General features: G+C 37.6%; 21 protein-coding genes. 12 read left to right on the top strand and 9 right to left on the bottom strand.

The genetic code is table 11. The annotated features are described in order from the left end of the window. The gene (locus tag EA772_RS07035; RefSeq protein WP_124912072.1) at positions 1–702 is read left to right on the top strand and encodes a hypothetical protein; all 702 of its coding nucleotides are present in this window, start codon (positions 1–3) and stop codon (positions 700–702) included. A gap of 59 nt (positions 703–761) precedes the next feature. After that, on the top strand, positions 762–1,322 hold the full coding sequence (locus tag EA772_RS07030; RefSeq protein WP_116168629.1) for a type 1 glutamine amidotransferase domain-containing protein: 561 nt from the start codon (positions 762–764) through the stop codon (positions 1,320–1,322). Positions 1,323–1,388: 66 nt separating this feature from the next. On the opposite strand, the gene EA772_RS07025 is transcribed toward EA772_RS07030, so the two are convergent. The 5 genes from EA772_RS07025 to EA772_RS07005 all read right to left on the bottom strand — a co-directional run bounded on the left by EA772_RS07025 (position 1,389) and on the right by EA772_RS07005 (position 7,683). Next, the gene (locus EA772_RS07025; RefSeq protein ID WP_124912070.1) at positions 1,389–2,432 is read right to left on the bottom strand and encodes a hypothetical protein; all 1,044 of its coding nucleotides are present in this window, start codon (positions 2,430–2,432) and stop codon (positions 1,389–1,391) included. A 126-nt stretch (positions 2,433–2,558) separates the two neighbouring features. Beyond that, a complete protein-coding gene (locus tag EA772_RS07020; protein WP_124912068.1) occupies positions 2,559–3,749 on the bottom strand; it encodes a serine hydrolase in 1,191 nt (396 codons plus the stop codon). Positions 3,750–3,781: 32 nt separating this feature from the next. Further along, complete coding sequence (locus EA772_RS07015) at positions 3,782–4,699, bottom strand: lysophospholipid acyltransferase family protein (RefSeq protein ID WP_124912066.1); 918 nt, start codon at positions 4,697–4,699, stop codon at positions 3,782–3,784. Positions 4,700–5,172: 473 nt separating this feature from the next. Continuing rightward, on the bottom strand, positions 5,173–6,978 hold the full coding sequence (typA, locus tag EA772_RS07010; RefSeq protein WP_124912064.1) for a translational GTPase TypA: 1,806 nt from the start codon (positions 6,976–6,978) through the stop codon (positions 5,173–5,175). A 255-nt stretch (positions 6,979–7,233) separates the two neighbouring features. Further along, positions 7,234–7,683, bottom strand: a complete 450-nt coding sequence (locus tag EA772_RS07005; RefSeq protein ID WP_124912062.1) for a VOC family protein — start codon at positions 7,681–7,683, stop codon at positions 7,234–7,236. A gap of 116 nt (positions 7,684–7,799) precedes the next feature. Here EA772_RS07005 and EA772_RS07000 point away from each other — a divergent pair, with 116 nt between their 5' ends. After that, positions 7,800–8,477 carry a TIGR02117 family protein gene (locus EA772_RS07000; RefSeq protein ID WP_124912060.1) on the top strand — a complete coding sequence of 226 codons (678 nt, stop codon included), beginning with the start codon at positions 7,800–7,802 and terminating at the stop codon, positions 8,475–8,477. Between the two features lie 6 nt (positions 8,478–8,483). On the opposite strand, the gene EA772_RS06995 is transcribed toward EA772_RS07000, so the two are convergent. Then, a complete protein-coding gene (locus tag EA772_RS06995) occupies positions 8,484–9,296 on the bottom strand; it encodes an esterase family protein (protein ID WP_124912058.1) in 813 nt (270 codons plus the stop codon). A gap of 167 nt (positions 9,297–9,463) precedes the next feature. Here EA772_RS06995 and EA772_RS06990 point away from each other — a divergent pair, with 167 nt between their 5' ends. The 9 genes from EA772_RS06990 (at position 9,464) to EA772_RS06950 (ending at position 17,109) form a co-directional block, all read left to right on the top strand. Next, positions 9,464–10,171, top strand: a complete 708-nt coding sequence (locus tag EA772_RS06990; protein ID WP_010599722.1) for an esterase family protein — start codon at positions 9,464–9,466, stop codon at positions 10,169–10,171. Between the two features lie 98 nt (positions 10,172–10,269). Next, positions 10,270–11,367 (top strand): hypothetical protein, encoded by a 1,098-nt coding sequence (locus tag EA772_RS06985; protein WP_124912056.1) that lies wholly within the window; start codon positions 10,270–10,272, stop codon positions 11,365–11,367. Positions 11,368–11,395: 28 nt separating this feature from the next. Beyond that, positions 11,396–12,496 (top strand): carboxylate-amine ligase, encoded by a 1,101-nt coding sequence (locus tag EA772_RS06980; protein ID WP_010599724.1) that lies wholly within the window; start codon positions 11,396–11,398, stop codon positions 12,494–12,496. A gap of 8 nt (positions 12,497–12,504) precedes the next feature. Continuing rightward, entirely contained in the window at positions 12,505–13,332 is an 828-nt protein-coding gene (locus EA772_RS06975; protein ID WP_124912054.1) for a type 1 glutamine amidotransferase, read from the top strand. Positions 13,333–13,453: 121 nt separating this feature from the next. Next, a complete protein-coding gene (locus EA772_RS06970; protein WP_124912052.1) occupies positions 13,454–14,641 on the top strand; it encodes a hypothetical protein in 1,188 nt (395 codons plus the stop codon). Positions 14,642–14,694: 53 nt separating this feature from the next. Continuing rightward, entirely contained in the window at positions 14,695–14,853 is a 159-nt protein-coding gene (locus tag EA772_RS06965) for a FeoB-associated Cys-rich membrane protein (protein ID WP_010599727.1), read from the top strand. Between the two features lie 12 nt (positions 14,854–14,865). Further along, positions 14,866–15,456, top strand: a complete 591-nt coding sequence (locus EA772_RS06960) for a Crp/Fnr family transcriptional regulator (RefSeq protein ID WP_010599728.1) — start codon at positions 14,866–14,868, stop codon at positions 15,454–15,456. A 174-nt stretch (positions 15,457–15,630) separates the two neighbouring features. Then, entirely contained in the window at positions 15,631–16,161 is a 531-nt protein-coding gene (locus EA772_RS06955) for a YceI family protein (protein ID WP_010603319.1), read from the top strand. A 78-nt stretch (positions 16,162–16,239) separates the two neighbouring features. After that, the gene (locus tag EA772_RS06950) at positions 16,240–17,109 is read left to right on the top strand and encodes a pirin family protein (RefSeq protein ID WP_124912050.1); all 870 of its coding nucleotides are present in this window, start codon (positions 16,240–16,242) and stop codon (positions 17,107–17,109) included. A 531-nt stretch (positions 17,110–17,640) separates the two neighbouring features. Here EA772_RS06950 and ispF read toward each other — a convergent pair. The 3 genes from ispF to EA772_RS06935 all read right to left on the bottom strand — a co-directional run bounded on the left by ispF (position 17,641) and on the right by EA772_RS06935 (position 22,157). Further along, complete coding sequence (ispF, locus tag EA772_RS06945) at positions 17,641–18,120, bottom strand: 2-C-methyl-D-erythritol 2,4-cyclodiphosphate synthase (RefSeq protein WP_010603320.1); 480 nt, start codon at positions 18,118–18,120, stop codon at positions 17,641–17,643. A 49-nt stretch (positions 18,121–18,169) separates the two neighbouring features. Beyond that, on the bottom strand, positions 18,170–19,357 hold the full coding sequence (porV, locus tag EA772_RS06940) for a type IX secretion system outer membrane channel protein PorV (RefSeq protein ID WP_124912048.1): 1,188 nt from the start codon (positions 19,355–19,357) through the stop codon (positions 18,170–18,172). 214 nt (positions 19,358–19,571) lie between these two features. After that, positions 19,572–22,157 (bottom strand): AsmA-like C-terminal region-containing protein, encoded by a 2,586-nt coding sequence (locus EA772_RS06935; RefSeq protein WP_124912046.1) that lies wholly within the window; start codon positions 22,155–22,157, stop codon positions 19,572–19,574. Positions 22,158–22,190: the final 33 nt, after the last annotated feature.

Genomic DNA, 22,190 nt, shown 5'->3' with positions numbered 1-22,190 from the left:
ATGAATGAGGAACTTAACGAACTAATTGCAGCTTATGAAGATGAAAGAAAAGAATTAACAAAGTGCCTAAATGAATGCCTAGAAGATTTTGATTACCTAGGGGCTCATAAATTTCAAAAAGGCATTGCGATGGCAAATCATCAACTACTGATTCTCAATTCAATAAAAGATCCATCTTACCCAGAAAAAACAGAGTTGGAGAATATGATCAGATATTATGATAGACTTAAAACATTGAGACCGCTGATTTCAGGGTATGCTGATGAGCAAATAGCGAAAACTAAAGTCAGGTTAAACATAGTGAGTAATCAGAAGATAACTCCATTTTATGATGGACAAGAATTTGATGACGCCATATTTGATTTGGCTTATGGTAAAATTTTATCCTTTGTGTTCCATCTTAAAAAGAGCTCAAATCTTTATCTTAAATTTAAATGCAATAAGAATAATCTTATTATTTCAATTACACCAGATGAGCAAATTGGAAATGAAATGTTTTTTCCAAAGGATAAAAAGAGATTGCTGAAATCATTAGGCTTCAAAAGAAATAAAACAAAAGAATATTTTCAGTTAAAGTTTTCTCTGACATCTTTTAAAGATGCACAACCTGTTAAAACTATTGTAAGCAGAGTGATTTACGACGTATTTTATAGAAATGAATTAGATACAGAAACAACACTCGTTATTCAATCAAATTTCTAAAAACAAATTTTCCGTAAATTCTGTCTTTAATATATACTTATTAAAAACAGAAAAAGATTATGGGACAATTAAGTAACCGCACTATTGCTGTTCTTTCAGAAAGCGGATTTGAAGAAGTAGAATTAACCGAACCAGTGAAAAGGTTAAAAGAAGAGGGTGCAACCGTTCACATCATCTCCTCAAAAAGCGGAAAAATTAAAGCTTGGGATCACGACCATTGGTCGATAGAAGTTGATGTAGATAAAACCATTTCAGAAGCAAATGCTGACGATTATAATGGATTACTTCTTCCAGGAGGCGTGATTAATCCGGATCAGCTACGCGTAAATGAAGATGCTATTGCATTTGTAAAATCATTTTTTAGTGATGGAAAACCTGTTGCTGCGATTTGCCACGGACCGCAAACATTAATTAATGCTGAAGTTGTTGAGGGCAGAAAACTCACATCGGTAAAGAACATTTCGCAAGATTTGATTAATGCAGGTGCAATTTGGAGTGATGAAGAAGTGGTAGTAGATCAGGGTTTGGTAACCAGCCGAACACCAAAGGATTTACCTGCCTTTAATGATAAAATTGTTGAGGAATTTGCAGAAGGTGTACACGAGGGACAACACGCCTAAACGTTTTGGACGCTCTTTCTAAATTCACTCAGAGAAACGGTTGGCAATTTTGTCAACCGTTTTCATTTATAGCTTAACCTGGCGAATGATATTTTTGATATTCAGTTCGATAATATCAGTCATGTTTTTGCACCTTAAATAGTTCGTATCCTTAAAATATTCGCTCATACTTTTTTTCAAAATGGCGATATTCTCGGGCGTGGTTAATTTCTCTTTGTTCGATACATCCCGAAGATCAGTTAAACGATGCCGCTCACTTCGAACCCGATGAACAATTGATGAACGCTCTTCCTGTTGATATTGAAGAACAGTTTTCTCAGTGAGCTGTTCCATGCTCATTTTTACGTAAGGCAAATTTTCCTTAAAAAATTGCGGCAAATAAACTTTTAGGTTTCCTTCATAAAATTGCTGATCAAAATCTATTGCCCGGATGCGAAATTGAATATCATCAAAATCAGGTGTGATCTGAACCACGAAATTATATGCCCGCATATCGCCTAGAAGCATAATTAAGCAGCGTTCGTTAAATTTTACAAATTCTTTGGCAATACGTGTGGGATTAAACTCTGGCGTATACAATTGTCCCTTTGTAAATACATCGCCAGGTATTCCGGCAATATGTTCTTCTACCAAAGTATCGCCATCAACTAAATAATTTACCTGATTTGGCGATAAAATCTCTTCCATTTCTAAACCGTAAATACGGGAGGCGTCAGCTTTTTTGATGTAGAAATAATCGTAAACATCATTTAATCGGTTTACAATACGAATCCGAAAAGGGTGTGTGTTCCCGAACGTACAATATTCAATTTTATCGATGTATTTATGTTCAACGATACGAAGATTTCCGGAAGCTTTTAGATTTGCATAGATTTCTTTTAAGCCATTGTGTAACGTTTCGATTAAGTCCTGAGCATAAATTGGTCCCTCCCAAAGCGAATCTTTCCCAAACTTATCCATCAAAGGAAAAGCTTCATTAAATTGCATTAAATCGTTATAACCGATAGGTAACTTCGCCTCACGCTGGTAAGTACGCAAATATTTCTGCAGCGCTGGCGTAACCGGAAAAATCGGTTTCTTTTTCAGGATTTTTACGTCTTCATTTTCCATGGAAAGGCAATGTAACATTTTAAAAAGTTAACCGCAAAGAAATTAAAAGCAAGCGCAAAGAGCGCTAAGCTAAACGTTAACTTTTCGTCCTTTGCGAATATTTCGTTGCGTTTTTTGCGGTTAAAATCAGTTTCTTGGATAACTGAAAGGCAACCCTGCAAAGTATCGGCTTATTTTTCTGTACGGATAATCGCCTGCGCCGTGGTCGGCAAATTGAACAATAATCGTATTTGTTTTTGAGTCTACATAAAGTCTTTGGCCCAACATCCCTTCCGCAGCGTAATCTCCACTATCGCCTTCCTGAGGAATCCACCAGAGGTAATGATGGGCCGATTTCTGCCAACCCTTAGCCGAAGCCGGTTTTTCATTACCAATGTTAACAGACTGTTTTACCCAATCTGCCGGAACAATTTGATTGTTATTATATTTTCCATGATGAAGATACAAGCGACCGATTTTAGCGAGATCAATGGCAGTAACCTGAAATCTACTTGCGGTGTTGGCCAGCCCACCTGGATGGTCCAGACCAAAAGATGCAGGATGCTCTGTCCCAATTTTCCGCCAGATATTTTCTTCAAAATTATGAGCAACTGATTTGCCACAGGCCTTTTCCAAAACCCAGCCCAACACTATCGGATCAATGCTTTTGTACTTCCATACGGTGCCGGGTTGATTCACCAACTTAACTTTCATTAGCTCAGCTTTCATATCATGTGTGTAATAATATTTGGCCTCATCTGAAAAAAAAGCTTTAACAACACCGCCCAATGCATCTTGAAAATCCAAACCCGATTTCATTTCCAGAAGATGTTTCAACGTTATATTTTCAAAAGCAGGATTAGATTTTAATTCAGGAAGATAAGCTGTTACCTTATCATTTAAATTTCTGATCTTTCCGGCTGCTAAAGCTTGCCCCAACATAATCGAAACCATGCTTTTTGCTCCTGAAAATATGGTTGTTAATGTACTGTCTGAATAACCGATACGATATTTCTCAAATAAAACAGTATCATTTCGAATCACGATGAAAGCATTTAACCTCCCCTGCTCGAAATAATCCGAAAAAGAAATCAATTTCTTGTCGCCATCACGAACTTTCAGCGCATTCAGGTCATTTCTCATTTTGGACGTGCGAGAGAAGTGGAAGGCAGAATCACTTTTATTTACGGTTTCCTGCGGAAATGCCTTATAAGTAGTTGCGTTAGGCGTACGATACCATAACACCCGTATCAGATAGGGATGCCAGATGAATAAACCTGCGAAGAGCAAAACAATAGATAGAAAAACACAGGTGATTGCTCTTTTAAAAATTTTCATCGGGTATTGATTATACCGACAAATATAAAATATTAGACCTCTTGATGATCTTGCGTTTTGGAAAAAACACTTGTTTTAGTTCTGGGCTGATATTTCCAGCGGCGGTGACTCCATAACCAATATTCGGGTTCTTGCCTGATAATTTCTTCGAGAAAGCGGGTATGCATTTCTGTAATTTCGAATTCCTGTGTTTCTGCCGGATTTAAGCAAAGTGGCACACAATCTACTTCGTAGTAACCTCGCTTTAGCACCTTAACTTTAAAATAAAATATCGGTCTATTGGTTTTCTTCGCGATTTTTTCAATGCCAAGCTGAATAGATGCCTGTTGATGCAAAAAGGTAGTCCAGTAATGCGATTCATCTTTTGATGGTGCCTGATCGTTTCCAAAACTGAAAATGTTAGGCTTCCCTTTACTCGCTGCCAATGCCCTCATAGTTTGTCGCATGGCAATCATCTTGTTTCCGAAACGGCTCCTTATTTTTTTAAACCAATCATCAAAAACAGGGTTAGTTAATGGCTTGTAAATTGGATAATGATCGCCCTGGAAATTGAGTCCGATGCCCATAGTACCCCATTCCCAGTTGCCATAGTGTGCCGAACAAACCAATACACTTTCACCCCTGTCTAAATAAGCTTGTAAAAATTCTTTATTCCTGAACACATACCTTTTTTCTATTTCCTTTTTTGAGATATGATTCATTTTCAAAATTTCGAAAATGAGCGAAGTTAAGTACTTGAAAAATTTTTTTTCGATGGCTTCTATTTCAGGGAGAGATTTTTCAGGCAAAGCCCGCAGCAAATTTTCTCGAACTACCTTTTTACGATAACCGAAAACATAATAGATTAACACATAAACTCCATCAGCTAAAACGTATAAAATAGATAACGGTAGTAAGGATAATACGCCTAAAAAAAATATTCCCAAGTGGGAAATGCCCTTTTTAATCATACCAGATTAGTTGTTTTGCAAAGCTAAAAATGAGCGAAAAAACTTATGCCATCAAAATGTTAGATTTTTATTGACAGCGATGGTTTGAAATTTTACTGACAGAAAATTATGCTCTTGATTAATTTAAACAGTTTTGCCAGCAACCTGATTAATTGCATTATTACAGGTGCTTTAAACCTTATTGCAGCGGTATACTTTTTGGCTAAAAACTTTTGCAGTTCCGCAGAAACTGAATTTAGCTTGGTTAGTTTTAAGCCGAAAAGATATAGCGGAAAGAAGGACTGACGTTAAAAATCAAACCGGAAACTGCTTTTCTAATAGAGTAGCAGAGGTATTTCTGATATTACACAGGCAACTCTTTGTATCAGAAAAAATTGAAGCGCTATGATTTTGCCCAATAAAAAAGCCCATCTCTATTAAGAAATGGGCTTATGTTATTTAAAATTCTTCCTGATGGATAGAATTGTAGGCTTCTAAGCGAAGTTTTTGCCTTTAACTTTACGTTCTTGTTCTGTTAAGAAGATTTTACGTAAACGCATACTTGCAGGTGTAACCTCGATATACTCATCGGCCTGGATGTATTCCATAGATTCTTCTAAAGAGAATTTAATTGCCGGTGCAATACGCGTGTTATCATCAGTACCAGAAGCACGCATGTTGGTTAAGGCTTTACCTTTAACAACGTTAATCACTAAATCGTTATCGCGGATGTGCTCACCAAGAATTTGTCCTTCGTAAATATCAACTCCCGGATCAACAAAGAAACGACCTCTGTCTTGTAATTTATCAATTGAATAAGCAGTAGTAGTACCTTTATCCATAGAGATTAATACACCATTTAAACGACCAGGAATTGTACCTTTCCAAGGCTCATAAGCTTTGAAACGGTGTGCCATAATCGCCTCACCTGCTGTTGCAGTTAAAACGTTATTACGTAAACCGATAATTCCACGAGAAGGAATTTCGAATTCCAGGTGTTGTAAATCGCCTTTTGGCTCCATAATTAACAACTCACCTTTACGTTGAGTTACCAATTCAATTACTTTACCAGAAACTTCAGCAGGTACATCTACAATTAGAGTTTCAATCGGCTCATGTTTTTTACCATCGATTTCTTTAACGATAACCTGTGGCTGACCTACTTGTAACTCATAACCTTCACGACGCATCGTTTCGATTAAAACTGATAAGTGAAGAATACCACGGCCATAAACCAGCCATGAATCTGGAGAAGCAGTTTCAACTACTTTTAACGCCAGGTTTTTCTCCATTTCCTTAATCAAACGGTCTTTAATACGTTGAGAAGTTACCAACTTACCTTCTTTACCAAAGAAAGGTGAGTTATTGATGGTAAACAACATGTTCATTGTTGGCTCATCAATACTAATTACAGGTAATTGCTCTGGTGCATCGAAATCAGCAATGGTATCACCAATATCAAAACCATCAATACCTACAACGGCACAAATATCGCCAGAACTTACTTCAGTAGCCTTAACTTTACCCAAACCTTCGAAAGTATAAAGTTCTTTTACTCTTGATTTAACAATTTTGCCATCACGTTTAATTAAAGTAACGGGTTGGTTTTCTTTAATTGTACCACGGTGAACACGACCAATTGCAATACGACCTACGAAAGATGAATAATCTAACGAAGTGATTTGCATTTGTAAAGTACCATCGTTAATTGGTGCCGCAGGAATATTTTCTACCACAGCATCTAACAAAGCAAAAATATCAGTAGTTGGTCTTTGCCAGTCGGTACTCATCCATCCTTGTTTAGATGAACCGTAAATTACCGGGAAATCCAATTGTTCTTCAGTTGCTTCAAGGTTAAAGAATAATTCGAAAATTTGTTCGTAAACCTCTTCCGGGCGACAGTTTTCTTTATCAACTTTGTTTACAACTACGATAGGTTTTAAACCTAAAGCCAAAGCTTTTTGCGTTACGAAACGCGTTTGAGGCATTGCACCTTCAAAAGCATCGCAAAGTAAAAGTACACCATCGGCCATTTTCAATACACGCTCTACCTCACCGCCAAAATCCGCGTGACCAGGTGTATCGATAATGTTAATTTTTACGTCTTTGTACTGAACAGAAACGTTTTTAGATACGATTGTGATACCACGCTCACGCTCTAAATCGTTGTTATCCAATATCAACTCTCCTGTTTGTTCGTTGTCACGAAAAATAGAACAAGAGTGTAAAATCTTATCAACCAAAGTGGTTTTACCGTGGTCAACGTGTGCTATAATAGCTATATTTCTAATCTTTTGCATAAAATGCGCCTCAAATTTGGCGCAAAGATAGTGTTTACAAATGGATTTTCTACTATACGTCTCACTAATTAATGCTATGATAATGTTGCAATTATCTCATTTTTAAGTTGAAAAGTAAGTGCTGAATCTTTTCGGCTTGGTTATGCCCCGCTGTACATTTTAGCCCTCATTAAAAGATTCGGGGCTGTCATTGCCATCGAGTTTATACCATTATACAATCATACTATCGAAGTTTTAAACCAAACTCTAATAACTTCATTGAGCGTTTAACCAATTTTCGTATGAAGTCACACCCAATTCCGGCTTTGCTTCTCCATCTAAAATGGCAATAAATTCTAAAACATGGCCATCAGGATCATGAAAGTAAATAGCTAATGCTGGCATCCATGCAAAAACCATCGGTTGATCGCTACCATCTTTCAGAAAATTATAAGGTTTTAATCCTTTCGATTTAAGAAAGCTAACCGATTGATCAAGAATATCCCCCAATTCACATCGGAAGGCAAAATGTCTAATCTCAACCTCTTCTTTGGATTTCTCCCAAATACCCAGCATATATTCTTTTGGTTTGCCCACCCAGAAAAATGCAGCTCGCCGGCTTTCTTCATAATAACACTGCGATAAGCCAAGCGTATTTTTATAAAAATCTATTGATCTTTCTAAATCTGCAACATATAAATGTGTTTCAAATAATCCTTTAATCATGCTGTGAAGTTATGGCATTACAAAAGTTATAAAAAATCATCTTTCTCGATCTGGGCATCAAAAAAATCGATTCATATTTATGGGTTACCCTAACTGGTGTTTCAGTATTAATATCGATGAGCAAAAGGTTTTTAAGATATACAGCAAGATTTACAATAGGGTTGCTTTCTTTAATCACTTTTTATTTTCTGCTTGCTTTTACTTTGTCGCGGATTTCAATTAACAACAAAGCCAGCAATTCAGAAGATATAACTATTTATATCATGACCAACGGTATCCACACTGATATTGTGGTACCGTCAAAAAACTCACTGCAAGATTGGACCCGTGAAATAAAATATAGCCATACCTTAGCAGCAGATAGCAGTTACAATTATTTAGCTTTTGGTTGGGGAGATAAAAAATTTTATCTGGAAACTCCAGAATTTTCAGATTTAAAAATCAGCACAGCGTTGCGGGCAATTTCTGGTTTAAGCGAGTCTGCAATGCATACAACGTTTTACAAAACCGTTGTAGAAGATCAGCATTGTAAAAAACTACACATTAGTAAAGCACAATACCAGCAACTGGTTGAGTATATTTCTGCAAGTTTTAGCAAAGATCAAAACGGAAATTTCATCCATATTAAAACCAGTATTCATTACGATCAAACAGATGCTTTCTATGAAGCTATAGGCAGCTATAGTATACTTAAAACCTGCAACACCTGGGCTAATAATGGACTAAAAGCCAGTAACCAAAAGGCTTGCCTTTGGACCATTTTCGATACGCCGATTTTTCAAAAGTATAAATAAGAATTGCTAAACTTCAAATGCCCAATCTAAAAACGCAGGCATTACACTTTCCCAGGTTGGCACATCATGCTTTCCACCAACTCTTTCATAATAAAAAACGTGTTCAGGGCGCTTATAACCTTTTTTTAGCAGTGACTTAACCACATCAATTGTATCATCAATTGAATCGATGATCAGGTTTTTATTGCGATCTGCCTTTTCATCTTCAGTACCCGTCATCAACCAGAATTTCATGTCTGATTTCGTTGAAGTAGAATCGATCAAGGCATGCATAATGCGATCTGCATCAGTGTAGCCATCAGCCAAATCTTTTTTCCGCCACCAAAAAGCACCAGAGAAAACTCCTATCGCATCAAAAACAGAAGGATTATTCCAGGCGATATCAAAGGCAGATAACCCACCTAATGAGAAACCAGCAAATGCTACTTTACCAGTGATTGGCATCGCGATTTTCTTTTTTATAAAAGGCAACAGTTCTTTAATCACAAAATCAGTATACAAATTTGCTTTGGCTCCCCTGCCTTTAAAATCAGGAACACCCGCTACACCGTATTCCATCAACCGATCTTCTGATGCTTTAATGGCAACAACAATTAGCCGGTGGTTTCTCTTATTATGATGTGCATTCTGAAGGATTTTAGCAAAATCCATTTTGGCTACATCTTGTCCATCATTTAAAAGAAGAAGTTCTATTTTTTCATTACCTAAAATGCCTTCAGGTGCATAAATATCTATTTCAACCTCACGCTTTAAATAAGCAGAAGGTATTCTAAAATTGCTGGTGTTAATGTTAACTGATAAAATTGTAGTATAAATCATGTTCAAATCCTCATATCGCTCGCCACAGCCTCAAAATTTTTGCAAAGGTACAAATCTTGATAAACTATTAATTATCAGCAGCAAATTTTTGCATGATGAGACATTTTAGGAGGATTAGATTCTTTTTATTCAATTTAATATCTATCTTAAAGCATTCAATTTTATATATGGTTAAAGAAGAACATAAAAAGTGGTACAGCCCGAACTTAAGTGCTGAAATCGACATGCTCATCTTTGGTCACGGCGGTATCCCTATTCTGCTGTTCCCAACGAGTATGGGACGATATTTCGAAAACAAAGACTTCAAATTAATAGATTCTGTAGAGGGATTTATTAATGAAGGAAAGATCAAGATTTATTGTCCGGATGGCATTGATAAATTAAGCTGGTACAACAAAAGCATACATCCCGCAGATAGAGTAAAAAATCACATTTGGTACGACAGGTATCTACTGGAGGAAGTTGCACCTTTAGCCAGACACGAAACCGGGCACAGCAAAATTATTACTGCTGGCTGCAGTTTCGGTGGATACCATGCTGCCAATTTTGCCTTCAGGCACCCCTGGTTGGTGAGTCATATGTTTAGCATGAGTGGAGCATTTGACATTTCAGGGCAGTTAGACGGTTTTTATAATGATGATGTTTACTTTAATAATCCTGTTGATAACCTGATGAATAACAGCAATCCGGAACTTCATTATATGAAAATTGTACTTGGTACAACAGATAGAGATATGTGTAGACCTGACAACGAGCGTTTATCGGGCATTTTGGCCCAGAAAGGTATTAATCATTGGCTGGACATTCGTCAAAATGCCGATCACGATTGGCCGATTTGGCGGGAAATGTTTCCTAATTATATCGCCCAGCTATAAATTACCACTTTATAGTAAAACAATTAACTACTAAACTACTTATACAATTAACCGATTAAACGGTTAATAAATTTTACAATAAAACTTAAATAGTACCAATGAAAAAAATAGGGATTTTATTTGGCCAGGAGCGCTCTTTTCCTGAAGCCGTTGTAGAGAGAATTAATCAGAAAGCAGAGAAAGGCATTAGCGCTGAAGCAGTTAAAATTGAGAAGATACTTCAAAACAGTCCATTAGATTACGCGGTAATCATCGACCGTATTTCACAGGATGTACCTTTTTACCGGGCATCGTTAAAAAATGCTGCCATTACCGGAACAGCGGTAATTAACAACCCATTTTGGTGGAGTGCTGATGAAAAGTTTTTTAACAACGCATTGGCTGAACAAATTGGGGTTCCGGTTCCGAAAACCGCTTTAATTCCATCACGTCAACATCCAACAGGAACCACTGGCGAATCTTTTTCAAACTTAACTATGCCGTTAAATTGGGATGCGATTTTTGATTATGTAGGTTTCCCAGCCTATATGAAACCTTATGATGGCGGAGGATGGAGAGATGTATATAAATTGCATGATAAGGAAGATTTCTTTGATAAACATAGCGGAACGGAACAACTGGTGATGCTTTTGCAGGAAGAAATAATTTTTGATGAATATTTCAGATGTTACTGTATCGGTGGAAAACATGTTCGTATTATGCAATATGAGCCACGCAATCCGCACCATTTGCGTTATGCTGTTGACGGCAAAACACCAGACCCTAAATTGTTAAAAACGGTTGAAGAATATACATTGAAACTATGCCAGTACCTGGGTTATGATTTCAATACAGTTGAATTTGCAGTGCGTGATGGTGTGCCTATCGCCATCGATTTCTGCAACCCTGCTCCCGATGCTGATATTAAAAGTGTTGGTCAGGAAAATTTCGATTGGGTAGTGGAAACAACAGCAAACTATGCCATCGAAAGAGCAAAAGCTCAAAAGCCGGGGCAGGATAATTTGACCTGGGGAGAATACATTAAAGCATCAGTTGCAGGTAAACCACTCATCGCAAAAACCACGGCACCAACCGCTCCAAAAGCAGCACCTAAGGTAGAGGCGCCTAAAGCAAAAGTTGAAAAAGCACCTGCAAAACCAAAAGCTGAACCGAAAACAGAAACCAAACCAGTTGCGAAGAAAAAGCCAATAAAATAAAAAGGGATTATAACCAAATATTACTAGAATGAATGAATTCACGCTTGGCATAGAGGAAGAGTACATGGTAATTGATCCCGTTACCAGGGAACTTACCTCGCATGACCAAAAAATTGTAGAGGCCGCACAAAAAATCCATAAAGACCAGGTTAAAGCAGAGATGCACCAGGCCGTTGTAGAGGTAGGTACAGGCATTTGCAAAACCACAGAAGAGGCCCGTAAAGAAATTTCTCAGTTGAGATATACGGTTTCTCAGCTTGCAGGAGAGCAAGGTTTAAGAATCGGCGCAGCCGGAACCCACCCATTTTCACATTGGGAAAAACAGTTAATTACAGAACATCCCCGTTATAATGAAATTGTAAACGAGTTGCAGGAGGCAGCTCGTTCAAACTTAATTTTCGGCTTACACGTACACGTTGGTTTCCAATCACGTGAATTGGCCATACACATCGCCAATCAGGTTAGGTATTTCTTGCCACACGTTTTTGCGTTATCAACTAATTCTCCTTTCTGGGAATCGCGAAATACAGGCTATAAATCTTTCAGAACCAAGATTTTTGATAAGTTTCCACGTACTGGAATTCCTGATATTTTTAATAGCATTGAAGATTACGACAACTATGTAAAATTGCTCATCAAAACCAATTGCATGGATAATGCAAAGAAAATTTGGTGGGATATTCGCGTACACCCCTTCTTCGACACCGTTGAGTTCCGCATTTGCGATTGCCCAATGTTAATTGATGAAACCATGGCTTTTACAGCACTATTCCAGGCGCTGTGTGCAAAATTATATAAACTTCGTTTGCAAAACATGGAATTTATCAGTTATTCCAGAGCCTTAATTAATGAAAACAAATGGCGTGCTGCCCGTTATGGAATTGATGGAAATTTAATCGATTTCGGAAAAGAAATGGAAGTGAATTGCAGAAACCTGATTTTAGAATTACTTGATTTCGTGGATGATGTTGTTGATGATTTAGGTTGCCGAAACGACTTAAATTACGTCCATAAGATATTGGAGCATGGCACCGGTGCAGACAGACAGTTGGCAGTTTACCAACAAACTGGTAACTTTGAATCCGTAGTAGACTACATTACTACTCAAACACTTATAGGCGCAAAGTAATTTTTATCATGGATAAAAGAGGTTTAAAGGTCGCCGTTATTGATATGAATAACGGCGCACCTAATCAGGGTATGCGGGGAATTCAGGAAATTTTATCCCGGTTTAAAAACGACAATAACATTAACCTTTCTTTCGATATTTTCGATCTAAGGCAAAAAGGTGAAATACCTGGCATTGAGTATGATGCCTATATCTCGAGCGGCGGCCCAGGCAGTCCGGTCGAAAGTGAGGGAGAAAAATGGGAGAACGATTTTTTTAACTTATTGGATCAGATTGAAGCTTTCAATAGTGCAAACAGCGATCAAAAAAAATATGCATTTTTAATTTGCCATTCATTTCAGCTGGCTTGTAGAAAATATGCTTTAGGAAATGTTACCGAAAGGCGCTCAAATGCGTTTGGCATTTTCCCGATCACCTTAACGGAAGATGGTGAAAAGGACGAAATCTTTAGCGGCATTACTAATCCGTTTTTCTCTGTTGATAGCAGAGACTGGCAGGTAATAGAGCCTGATTTTGCTGCGTTCGAAGCAAAAGGCGCTAAACTTTTAGCTATAGAAAAAGAGCGCAAGCATGTTAATTTAGAAAGGTGTATGATGTCTATCCGTTTCTCTAATGAAATTATCGGCACACAGTTTCACCCGGAAGCCGATCCTGTTGGCATGAAAATGTATTTGCTTCAGGATGAAAAAAAGAAAGCCATTGTCGATTTACATGGAGAGCAGAAATATTTAGATATGCTCAATAGTTTAGATGATCCGGCAAGAATTGTATTAACGCAAAGTGTTATTCTTCCCAATTTTTTAAGCAAAGCGATAGGAAATTTGCAGGAGGCATAATCACTAATCAGCCCTCATCGTGAGGCACGAAGCAATCTTAAAACACCAGCTAATCAACTTATAGTGTAAAGATTGCTTCATACCAATCAATGGCTTGGCTGTTCAACAAAATATTCAAATTATGATACCCGCTCAACGTCAAAAATATAACCAGCAATTTACCCAGGAAAAGTATGAAAATTTCATGCTTGAGCTTGAAAAAGGATATCCTGAAATTCCTTTTCGCGTAGCAGAAACACCTGTGTTTGTACCAATAGCACTGAAGGAAAAACTAATTGCGGCGGGCGAAGAAATCATAAACTTAATTAGACAGCCAAATTTCAAGGAATTGACACAAAAATCAATTCCAGCTGACTGGAATGTACCAAACGAGAATGAGCAACCACATTTTTTAACCTTCGATTTCGGCATCTGCAAAAACGAGGCAGGTGAACTAACCCCAATGCTTATCGAAATGCAGGGGTTTCCATCACTTTATGGTTTCCAGATTCATCTATCAAATACTTTCAGGAAGTGTTTTGAGATTGATCATTCAACCAATCATTTCTTAAATGGTTTTGACGAGGGGCAATACATCAAACTATTTAAAGAAGTTATTATAGGTAAACATCAGCCACATGAAGTGGCTTTGATGGATGTTGATGCCCCAAATCAGAAAACAGCTATCGACTTTTTTGTCACGCAAAAAATGCTGGGCATTAAAATTCTGGCGCTTGAAGACATAAAGAAAGTTGGCAAACAATTATTCTATGAAGAAGATGGCCAGCAGATTCAATTGAAGCGGATTTATAATCGTTTAATTTTTGATGAAGTTGCTGGAAATAGTGACATTTTTAAAGACAGCTTCGATCCGCGGGAAGAATTAGATATTGAATGGGTCACCCATCCCAACTGGTTTTACCGAATCAGCAAATACACCATGCCATTTTTAAACAGTGAATTCGTTCCGGAAACCCGCTTTCTAGATCAGGTTGAAAGTATTCCTGCAGATTTGGAAAACTATGTATTGAAACCACTTTTCTCCTTTGCTGGTATGGGCGTAATTATTGATGTTACTGAAGCAGATATCAATAAAATTCCTGATCCTGAAAACTGGATTTTACAGCGAAAAGTAAACTATGAGCCAGCAGTACAATCGCCCGATGGTGGTGTAAAGGCGGAAATCAGGATGATGTATTTGTGGCCGGATGGCGGCGAACCGCAACTTTGTATCAATTTAGCAAGATTAAGCCGGGGAAAAATGATAGGTGTTCGTTATAATGCAGATTTTGATTGGGTTGGTGGAACGGTTGGCTTTATGGAGGAATAACCTTTTTACATTATGCTGAATTCAAAACCGCAAAATCAGCTTATATTTGTTTCATGGATACGCAAACGATTTTAGTCTTTTTACTTTTTGCGGTTGCATTGGTATATGTTGGCCGTTTGGTTTACAAATCTCTACAGGTTAAAAAAGATGGCTGCGGTGGCAATTGCAAATGTGGCGTCGATTTTTCTGATATTAAGCCTACTAAAAAGTAATCGTTCTCTTTTATGATTGATCAGTTTAAAAATTACCTTAAAGAAAAAATACAAATAACTGATGAACAATTCGACAGCATTTCTACGGATTTAAAGATAAAGAAGTTTGATAAAAACGAAATCATTCAATATACCGGCGACATTACTAAACACGGTTTCTTTGTTTGCAAGGGTTTACTGCGGGCATATTCTATTGATTCAAAAGGCAAAGAACACATATTACAGTTTGCCCCAGAAAACTGGCTGATTTCCGATCGGAATAGTATGAATAATGAAGCATCCGTATTTTTTATTGATGCCATCGAAGCGACAGAAGTCATCATTATGCCAAATGATTTTATGGAACAGGCAGCCATACAGGTTCCGTGTTTACAGCCCATGCACACCAGATTGCTAAATAATTCTATCCGCTTCATGCAGAAGAGGATTAACATGCTTTTAAGCGCAACTGCCGAGGAACGTTATCTCGATTTCATCAAGTTATATCCAAACCTCACCTTACGGGTTCCGCAATGGATGATCGCTTCTTATTTAGGTATTACACCAGAATCGCTTAGCCGGGTAAGAAAAGAGTTAGCCAATAAACACTTCAGGCCTTCGTAAATTTAAATCAGTTAATTTTGAATGATTGAATGACTAATCGAAATCCTATTCTCTCATCCACTAATTTGCTAATTCTCTCATTCACTAATTTTAATTACCATACATCAATTTCAAGCCAAAATCCTTGCTGTACTTTTGTGTTGTAAATATTAAACATCTCAAAAACAAAAAGATATGGCAACTACTAAATGGGCATTAGATCCAACCCACAGCGAATTACAATTCAAAGTAAAACACTTAATGATTACTACCGTAACGGGTAGCTTAAAATCTTTCTCAGCAGAATTAACATCAGAAGGCGACGAATTCGAAAATGCTGAGATTTCTTTTAAAGGAGATATTGATTCTATTGACACCGGAAATACCGATCGCGATAATCACTTAAAAAGCGCTGATTTCTTCGACGCTGAAAAATTTGCTTACATCGAGTTCAAATCTTCATCAGTAGAAAAAGATGGCAGCGACTATATTGTTAAAGGCGACTTAACCATTAAAGGCGAAACTAAACCTGTAAAGTTAACCGCAGAATTTGGTGGCATTGCTACCGATCCTTGGGGAAATACAAAAGCAGGGTTTACTTTAAGCGGAAAAATTAACCGTTCTGATTTCGGCTTAACCTGGAATGCAGCATTGGAAACTGGCGGCGTAATGGTAAGTGAGGAGGTGCGTCTTTTAGGAGAATTACAGTTTGTAAAACAAGCATAGTCTAAGTGCAGAGCTTTGAGCTTCGGGCATAGCAATCACTATGCCCATAGCCCCATGCCTCAGTTATTTAATAAGGTGATGGAAACAAAACAAATAGCCAAAATATTAAAAGCCCCGGCTCCACACATGGTTGGCGATGGCTTTAGGGTTCACAATTTTTTTCCTGGCGGATACGAAATCGACATGAGTCCATTTTTTTTAATGGATTATGGCTCCAAGATTGAATTTTCTGCAAGAAAAGAACCTCGTGGTGTCGGTGTTCATCCGCATCGCGGCTTTGAAACCGTAACCATAGCGTATCATGGGTCTGTTGCACATCATGATAGCACCGGAAATAGCGGCGTTATTTATCCTGGTGATGTACAATGGATGACGGCGGCAAGTGGAATTCTGCATAAAGAATATCATGAAGAATCTTACAGCTTGAAAGGTGGTCCGTTTCAAATGGTACAACTTTGGGTTAATTTACCCGCAAAGGATAAAATGAGCAAGCCTAAATATCAGGCTATAAAACAAAGTGAAATGGCTCATTTCGATTTGACGGATCAAGGTGGAAAGATTGAAGTGATTGCAGGTAAATATAATGGTATAGCCGGCAGCGCCAGTACCTTTACACCAATAGAGTTATATAATGCCAGATTAAATGAAGGTGGAAAAGCAACATTTAATTTTCCTGAGAAATACAATACTGGCTTTATGGTAATAGAGGGCAAAGTGAAAATTGGTGATCGTGAAATCGCTTCAGCTGATCATTTCGTTTATTTTGGAAACACAGGCGAACATATTGTACTTGAAGCTTTATCCAAAAGCATTGTTTTGATTTTAAGCGGCGAACCCATTAACGAGCCAATCGTGCAATACGGGCCGTTTTTAATGAATACACAGGCTGAAATCACGCAGGCTATTGAAGATTATAATCAAGGCAGGTTTGGTTATATAGAAGAATAATACAGGTTAATAATTTATATTTTTGAGCCGGCCTTTTGCAAAAATTGCCGGCTTTTTTATTTGGAGAATTTCGAATGACGGTGCATCCTTCTCACTTCCAGTTATTTTTATACAATCTTCATATCCATTAGAGACATTTGAATACCAATCAGAGAAAATGTAATGCTGGAAACCTGGGCAACTTTAAAAAGAACGGGAAATGTGAAAGAGATAATAGTTAAAATACTGAAGCGCAAACGATCATTACATATTTTTATAATTTGAAAATGAACGGTCCAATGATCATCGCGGACATCAGCCCTGCCATTCGCTGTAGTCCCGATGAAGAATCGGGAGCTGCCGCTACTGTCAGGTTTACGAACATAGTTTTAGCACCTGGCTATTGTGGCCATGACATACTGTTCTTGATTTATAGCCCCGGTTGTAGCGTTACCCTGCAGCGAGGAAGTATGACGAGCGAAGCGTAAAAGCAAAAAACGGGAAGACAGTTAATTCCTTATGCTGCTTTTGCGCTTCAAAACATTTAATGATTTAAGCCTTCTCAATTAAACATACTGCATAGGCTACAACGCCCTCTTCTCTACCTACAAAACCCATCGTTTCGTTGGTTGTGGCTTTGATCGAAATTTCATCGGTAGAAATTCCGATTGCATTGGCGATGTTTTCTTGCATGGCGGGAATATGTGGATTAATTTTTGGCGCTTCCAGGCAAAGCATCGCATCAATATTGCCCACCTGCCAGCCTTTATCAGCCAATAACTTTACCGTTTCTTGCAGCAAAATAACACTGCTAATTCCTTTCCAACGGTCATCAGTATTTTTAAAATGAAAACCAATATCGCGAAGGTTCGCGGCACCTAGCAAGGCATCGCAAATGGCATGAAGCAGCACATCGGCATCTGAATGGCCAAAAGCCCCTTTATGATGTTCCAAGGTTACGCCACCAACTACAAAAGGATGTTGATCTTTCAGTTGATGTACGTCAAAGCCAAAGCCTACTCTAATTTTCATTTTAAAAGTTTAATGATGGAAAATGTTTCTTTTGAAGGAAATCAAAATTCTATTTAATGATTTTCTTATCGCCAAAGTTAAACAAAAGGCCAAAACGTAAGGTATTGGCTAATGGACTTGTTTGTGCATTGGCCAATAAATAAGAGAAATCGATATTGAAGACATTGTATTTTAACCCCAAACCCAACGTAAAATATCGGCTATCGCCTTTCATAGGACTTTGATAATTATAACCAGCCCTTAATGCAAACTGCTGATTGTACCAGTATTCTAAACCTGTAGAAATACCAACCTCTTTCAATTCTTCGCTAAAGCCTCCAGGTGCATCCGAGAAGGAGCCAAAAATACCTGCAGGAACTGAGCGATTTGGATCTTTACCGCTTACGATGTTATTATCCAAATCGTAAATAGGTTGCGTTGGAACGAGTAACTTGTTAAAATCGACTGCAAATGTAACGGTGCTATAATCATCAACGGCTATTGTTGAAGCACCGCCAAGCTTGAAATTGGTTGGCAGAAAAAAGTTTTCGCCACCGTCTGAATAGCTCATTTTGGTGCCAATATTCGATATATTAGCTCCAGCTGATAATATTGCTGGTTTGCCAAACATGGTGGCAGAAGTTTTATACAATCCAGATACATCAACTGCAACGGCTTTGCCACCTCTCACTTGCCCGGATGATGACAACTGACCGGAAGCTAAATTGGAGTAAATATATCTTAACGAAGAACCTAACGAAAATTCTTCACCGAAACTTCGGGCAAATGAAACGTCAAAAGCCAGTTCATTAGGGCTAGCAATTCCTAAATCCTGTTGGTTGATATCGGTTAACTGAATAGATCCTAAAGAGAAATAACGAAGTGATGCGCCAATGGTATTCCGATCATCAAGCTTGTAAAAACCGCTTAGATAGGCCAGGTTGATATCAGGAACCAAACTTTTTAGCCACGGACTATAAGAAACGGCAAAACCATAAGGTTTATCAATAAAAGCCAGTTTGGATGCATTGATACTGGCAGAATTTACGTCACCAGCAACAGCAACGCCCGCATCTCCCATCGCACCAGAACGGGCATCGGGTGTAATTAATAAAAATGGTACTGCAGTAACAATATTATTCGATTCACTACCATTGGTTTGGGTATTACCTATAGTAACTTGAGCATTTGTTTTACCAAATACCAAGGCCAAAGAGAGTGCAGAAAAAGCAAGTTTACTGATGTACTTGAAATTCATCCTTTAAAGGTACGTAATTTTAGATCTTCGGGATATTGTTATTTGGAGACTAGCTTGATAACGCAAAACCAAAAATTATATTTCACCAAATTACGAATTATGTGACTATTTACTAATTAAAGCTACGATTTTTACAGTTTGATGAAACCATAAAAATCGTAACTATTAATGGATTAAGTACTTATATATCAAAAAAGACGTTAATCTTTTTTAACTAATTTTTTCTTTTGAACAGACCATTCAGTTTATCGGCAATAGCGTCTTTAACTTTTTCAGTAGCTTTTGCCTTTACGGTATCAATTTTTGCCTGGGCTTTGGTTTGTAGTTCAGCTTTTTTCTCTGCAATCACCGCATTTACGGCATTTTTTGCTGTTGCCTTAGCATCACCAGCACCATACTTTAATCCAATGGTGGGTTTCAAAATGGTGCCGCCCAAAACAGCATTAACTTTGATGTTTTCGCTTAACGCAACGTTTGTACCTGCTTTACTGTTCAATTTTGCAATCATAGCATTGGCAGTTTCATTCGCCTTTGCACCCAACATTGCCCGGGGAACATTTAACGCTAAATCATAAGCCATCGTTTGGTCGAGGCCATTTGAACCTTGAACATTCATAACGATTCCATCTTTTTTAATATCAAATGGAGAAACATTCAGTCGGCCATCTTTTATTTTGAACTTGGTCATCACATTGTTCAACTCGAGTTTTTTAAATTTATCAGAACTTAGGGCTGATGCCAGCTTTTCTAGTGGCTGAAATCCATCTACTACCGCTTGGATGATATTAGCCAATCCTTCAGCATTAATAGAAGAGTAAACAGGCATCATATTTTGATCAAGATCTGAATTGAACTTAAGGTTGGTAGAAAAGGTTCCTTTGGTGAACTTGGCAACCGGAGCCAAAAGTTTTACCGTATTAAAAGCACCAAAAGCCTTTTGAATATCCATTTTCTCTATTCCGAAGTTAACATCAACTTTAGGCTTCTTAGGGTCGGTCGTTGCATAAAAACCGTTCATGTTCACTTCTCCACCCAACATATTCATACCCATATCTTTGAAAGTGATGGTTTTATTTTTTACCAATAAAGCACCTTTGGCATTAGTAATATCGTAGTTATCGTAAAGTACCCGGTCTGCTTTTGCTGCTACTTTAAAATCAATATTGCCTGGAACTTCAAATACAGAAAGTTTCGAATCGGGTTTCTTTGCAGCTTCATTCTTTGAAGCTGCTTTTGGCCCCATCAGTTCATTCACATCAATCAAACTAGCGGAAAGGTTAAAATCTCCCTGTAATGCCTGGTTCTTTTTAAAAAAGTAGCTCAAATAGTTGTTAACCGAGCCATTTGCTGAAAAATCACTCTTCCCCACTTTTGCGATTAAGTTACTGAGAGTAATGTTTTTAGGACTAAAGTTCATTTTTGCTGAAGGCACATTCACTGGCATAGGCACATTTTTACCAGCATAGGTGAAATTATTTGCAATCATTTGTCCTGAGGCTTTAAATGCGTCATATTGACCTTTATCTATAGATGATTTTCGCCCTGCAGCCTGAACGTCAGCATCTAAAATTCCTGTTAAGGTCATGTCTTTCATCGGAAAGATGCTGGTTAACTGTTTCAAATCAAGTTTGCCTTTCAATGCCATATCAACGAAAGGATCTGTGGTTGGATTTTTTAAGAGTAGTCTGCCATCTACCGGAACCGCACCAAATTCCAGATGGAATGCCGGAACATTAACAACCGTATGATCAATTACTCCATCAGGGTTATTTATATTCGATTTGACTTGAATGTTGTTAATCGCAGATGGCAGAGAAGGATATTTTATTTTGCCATTTTCGATTGAAAGGTTTACATCGAATGCAGGAAGTGAGTTTTCATTATAAGTTCCTTTGGCAGTTCCGTTCATTGCAAATTTACCTGTAGCTTGCATATCCTTAAAATTAGAAGCATAAATAGCCGGAATTAGCGACAGAAAATTTTTAAGTTCTGATTGTTTGGCATCAAACTTCAAATCCATCACCATATCGCTTGCATTAGGCATTGCGAGGTAACCAACGACTGATAAGATCAATTCATTCAATTGAATTTTATTTTCTGAAAAAGTGAATTTCATCTTCTTCATGTCGATATCAAGCGGTAAGTCTGCATCAAGTGTAACCTGATTTAAATAGGGAATGCCTCCATATTTAACTGTTAACTTTTCAATGTCCGACTGGGTTTTCAGGGTAAATAAGTCTTGCGTAAAATCACCTTTTCCAGTGTGATTTACATTTTTTAATTCCATAAAGAAATTAAGTGCTGCATCATCGTAAGTGATGTTTCCTTTTTCGATCGCGTATTTTTGAAGCGCAGCTTTGAAAGTAGTTTTAGCAGTATCGGCAGAGGTTGAGCTAGAATCTTTTTTCATAATGTCCCAATTGGCCTGTCCGCTTTTTAAAACCTTCGCGTAAATTATTGGTTCACTCAAATCAATAGATTTAACTTGATAGGTTTCTCCCTTAATTACGCTTAATAAATTAACATTTAGCTGCAATTGTTTAACATTTGCCAATGTATCTTTAGCAAAACTGTCAATCCCTACAATGGTTAGGTTGTTGATTTTTATCCCCAGATTGGGGAAAGAACTCAGCAGGCTTAAGTCAAAATCAGTAAAATCTACCTTAGCTTTAACATTATTATTTATGGTTGATTTGAGTTTGGCATCGATTTCCTTTTTGAAAAACAGCGGAACGGCAACAGCGCCAGCTAAAAGTATTAAAACAATAGCGGCAACAGTTAGAGAAATTTTTTTAAGCATGGTAAAATCTTTAAAGATGATAATGTTTGGTAC

Origin of the sequence: Pedobacter sp. G11 (assembly GCF_003860265.1) — a bacterium.
Lineage (GTDB): Bacteria > Bacteroidota > Bacteroidia > Sphingobacteriales > Sphingobacteriaceae > Pedobacter > Pedobacter agri.
Note: the sequence above shows the minus strand (reverse complement) of the source record. Positions and strands in the feature narration are given on the sequence as shown.